Below are 3,938 nucleotides of genomic sequence, written 5' to 3' on the forward strand. Positions count from 1 at the left end.
GCTGGGCAATATGGAGAAAATGATCGCCATACGCTTGCAGAAAAATATTGGGCAAAAAAAGAAATTTCGTTAAAAGACGTGGCGGCTTCAATTGGTACATCATTTTTTCTAGTGGTTGCATCGTTTAAATTAGCCGAATGGTTTGGAACAATCATTCCAACCGGTCCAAATGTTTCGGTAGTTCAAACATTATTACATACTATTTTGAGCGAAAAATACTTATTGCTTTCCACACTTACGTTTCTTGTCATTTATCTATTTCCTTCTTATTTTAAAAACATTAGCGGAAGCCAAGAAATCGGCACGTACTTCATTTATATTTTCTTTGTTGTCATTGGAGTGCCGGCGTCCATTCCGTTAATTGTTGAAAAAGCACCTCTTTTGATTCTATTTGTGCTCATTGTGGGACTAAGTAATTTAATAGTGGGGCTGCTTTTAGGAAAAGTATTTAAAATTGATTTAGAACATATTTTACTGGCGAGCAATGCAACGGTAGGGGGACCTACGACAGCAAGTGCAATGGCGATTGCTAAAGGATGGGGAAGTTTGGTTGGTCCTATCTTGGTAGTAGGAACGCTTGGCTATATTATTGGTAACTATATCGGCTTTGCACTTGGCTATTGGTACTTATCATTTTAAATAAAAAAACGCCTCCTCTGATGACTCAAAGGAGGCGTTTTTTTATTTAGCGTGCTTGACTGCCGATGATCGATAAAAGCGGCCTTTAAAGATATACGTAGCTGTAATAAATAAATAGATAGCTAGTGTAATAGCCGTAATAACAACGGAGGTTGTGCAGATAACACCAATTAAAATAGCGCTTAGTGCAATTAGGGCAGCCCACGTCGTATAAGGAAACCATTTAACAGAGTAGCTGCTCGATGCTTCTGGCTGAACTTTGCGGGACTTTAAGTGTGCGATCGCAATAATCAACCAAATAAACAACACGGTATATCCTAAGGATCCCATCAAATAATCAAATGTTTTACTTCCTCCAAATAAGGAAATCAACACGCCCACATAAAGAGATGATGTACACATTAAGATTGCATAGACAGGAACTCTGTTAACAGAAAGTTTCGAAAATATCTTCGGCACTCGACCGTCTACTGCTTGCGTATACAAAATACGTGATGAACCGTAAAGCCCTGAGTTCATTGAAGAAATAACGGCTAACAAAATCACGGCATTCATAATATGATCTGCTCCGGGAATTCCAAACATTTTAAATACCATTACAAAAGGGCTTTGAGAAACGCCGTTCACTTCATTCCAAGGAATCAAGCTCACGATGATAAAAAACGGGAACAAATAAAAAGCAATGATGCGCGTTAATGTGCTGCGCACGGCTTTTGGTACTACTTTTTCAGGGTTTTTTGTTTCAGCTAGCGTTACCCCGATGATTTCAGTTCCACCGTAAGAGTAGATGACAACTAGCATCGCTGTAATTAACCCAGTTGGTCCTTTAGGGAAGAAACCRCCGTGATCGCTCAAGTTTGAAAAGCCCGCTGCGGTATGGTGACCAAATGATACAAATAGTAACAGAAGTCCAGCGATGATAAAGATTACAATGACCGTAATTTTAATTAATGCTAACCAGTATTCCGTTTCAGCAAATGCTTTGACCGAAAGCAAGTTAATAACTGTGACAATAACGGATACGCCTAAAGCAAGCATCCAAATTGGATAATCAGGAAGCCAGTACTGAATAAAAATAGCTGCTACAACAGCTTCAGCTGCAATGTTTAACACCCACATTTTCCAGTAAATCCAGTCTAAAAAATAAGCGGGGTAGCTTCCTAAAATCGACTGAACTAAATCACGAAACGTTCGTGCGTCACTGTTTCGAACCGCCATTTCAGCAAGACCTTGCATAATGAATAGTAAAATAATTCCGCCAATTAAATAAGCAATGATAACTGATGGTCCTGCCATATCAATAGCTGAGCTGCTTCCTTTAAATAAACCAGCGCCAATTGCTCCACCTAGCGCCATCATCATAATGTGACGTGAAGTCATTGTTCGCTGCAAACCTTGGTTGTCCTTCTTCATGACTTTTCCCTCCACTTTTTTATAAAATAAAAAAAGCTTATCGTCTCCTACCTCATTATCAAATGAGAGAAGAGACGATAAGCTTTAGCTAACCGCGGTACCACTCTTGTTGGCTCTTAAAGAACCCTGCTTAAAACCTGATAACGAAGGTTAGACGTTAAAACTTAGAGAATACTTCTGCATTCTTTCTGAATTACCACTCCTGGGCGAGTTCAAAGTATTATTGGACTACGTTACACCAACCCGTAGCTCTCTTGACCGAATAATAAGCTTCTACTACTCCCAATCKCTGTGTTTTTGATTAAAATCTGAAAGTTCTTGATGAATAACCATTACTATACGTGCTTCTTTTTTCTTTGTCAACAGCTATTTTCTGAAAAATAAAATGATGGAACTTTGTTTTTTATAGAACTCAGGACTGGTTATTTTGGTAAAAAAACCAGTCGTTTCACCTAATTTTCACCAACTCTGCTTACATTAAGAAATATGAAAAAGAGGTTGTTTTKACAAATACATAGCTGAGGAGAATGAATAGAGTGAAAAAGATGATGTACGTCCGATTTGGACTGGATCTTTTAATGGCTGTTACGTTTGTTTTATTTTTTAACAAACAAGTATTGGGAGGGTTAACGTTTCATGAAATTGCGGGGCTAGCGATTGCCGTCGCCTTTTTTACCCACGTGCTGCTAAACTGGCAGTGGGTAAAGAAAGTTACGGTTAAATTATTTGACCGCAAGCTGCCGCGCAGAACAAAGTTTGGTTATTTTTTAAATATCATGCTGTTGATTACAATGTCATTTATTATGATTAGCGGTATTTTTATTTCAAGAGTAGTATTTCCAAATATTAATGTGGGCAATGAACAATGGTTTAAGGTTTCGCATATTTCGGTATCATTTTTAGTGTTAATTCTAGTAGCCGCTCACATAGGTCTTCATTGGCAATGGGTTATAAATGTATGTAAAAACATGACGAAATTCAAAAAGTCAAAGAAAAGTTTAAGCATAGCAGCTAAGCTCGCAACCGTTGCACTGTTAGTCGTTGGTATATACGAAATAAATGAGACGAGTTTTCTTGGAAAGCTTGGAGGAGTAGCGAAAGTACTGAATTTAAGTTCCTTAGATATGCCGCAAAAAGGCGGTGGGAAGCCGGATTTTGATAGCCATTCATTTGGCGAGAACAAATCTTCGGCGACGGCATCTGCTGGTCACGAACGTCCGAACTTTGATCACGATGGCAGAGGTCCGGAAAGAGGGATGAAAGGAAAAGAAGGCGGTTTTGAAAGTCCGAATCCTTTTGTTGTAATCGGTACTTATTTTGCTATTATGTCGGTTTTTATTATTGTTATTTATTATATTGAAAAAATATTGTCAGGAGTAAAAAGACGCAAAAAAATGGCGGGTCCGGCTGCGGAAATTTAAAATAAAAAAACTCTCTATTTCACTGTTTTTTCATCGTACAGAAGTAAAATCATTTATGTAAAAGCGAATGCTTTGCAAAATTAAAATGAGATAAACTTAGGTGGTGGAAATGGTGAAACAACACACACAGCCTGAAACGGAACATAAGAGAAATTGGTTTATTAATGCGCTATTGAATTTTGGTATTTATAAAAAAGGAAATCGGCACCTATACGAACTGACACTTCAAGAGTTAGAAGCTCAATATGTAAAAGTAAAAGCATTCATGTATAATCAGGGACCTCTTTCGCAATGATAAAAAAGCACTCAGTATATGAGTGCTTTTTTATATGAGAAAGTCTTATTCTTTGACAGGCAAAACTGTACAGATTAAAATAACAGTATATTTTAAAGTTACAGTTTTAAATGACACATATTATAAGAAGGAAAAACAGTTTCTACCTATAATATGCCAATATTTTTGAC

Annotated in this window: 4 protein-coding genes and 1 other annotated feature; of the genes, 3 read left to right on the forward strand and 1 reads right to left on the reverse strand. The window is 37.4% G+C overall.

Annotated elements, in window-relative coordinates:
* Nucleotides 1-639: DUF819 family protein (locus tag AC1DRF_RS18775; RefSeq protein ID WP_477741382.1), on the forward strand; the 639-nt coding region annotated here is incomplete at its 5' end.
* Between the two features lie 42 nt (nucleotides 640-681).
* Here AC1DRF_RS18775 and AC1DRF_RS18780 read toward each other — a convergent pair.
* Nucleotides 682-2,052, reverse strand: a complete 1,371-nt coding sequence (locus AC1DRF_RS18780) for an amino acid permease (protein ID WP_477741383.1) — start codon at nucleotides 2,050-2,052, stop codon at nucleotides 682-684.
* A 67-nt stretch (nucleotides 2,053-2,119) separates the two neighbouring features.
* Nucleotides 2,120-2,351 (reverse strand) — a binding site (T-box leader).
* Between the two features lie 237 nt (nucleotides 2,352-2,588).
* On the opposite strand from AC1DRF_RS18780, the gene AC1DRF_RS18785 reads away from it, so the two are divergent.
* Nucleotides 2,589-3,473, forward strand: a complete 885-nt coding sequence (locus tag AC1DRF_RS18785) for a DUF4405 domain-containing protein (RefSeq protein WP_477741384.1) — start codon at nucleotides 2,589-2,591, stop codon at nucleotides 3,471-3,473.
* 109 nt (nucleotides 3,474-3,582) lie between these two features.
* Complete coding sequence (locus AC1DRF_RS18790; protein ID WP_034649488.1) at nucleotides 3,583-3,768, forward strand: Fur-regulated basic protein FbpA; 186 nt, start codon at nucleotides 3,583-3,585, stop codon at nucleotides 3,766-3,768.
* Nucleotides 3,769-3,938: the final 170 nt, after the last annotated feature.

Source organism: Priestia sp. P5_B4 (assembly GCF_056400385.1).

Coding starts and splice junctions, on each gene's coding strand:
- AC1DRF_RS18790 (WP_034649488.1), top strand. CDS start 3,583: ATGGTGAAACAACACACACAGCCTGAAACGGAACATAAGAGAAATTGG.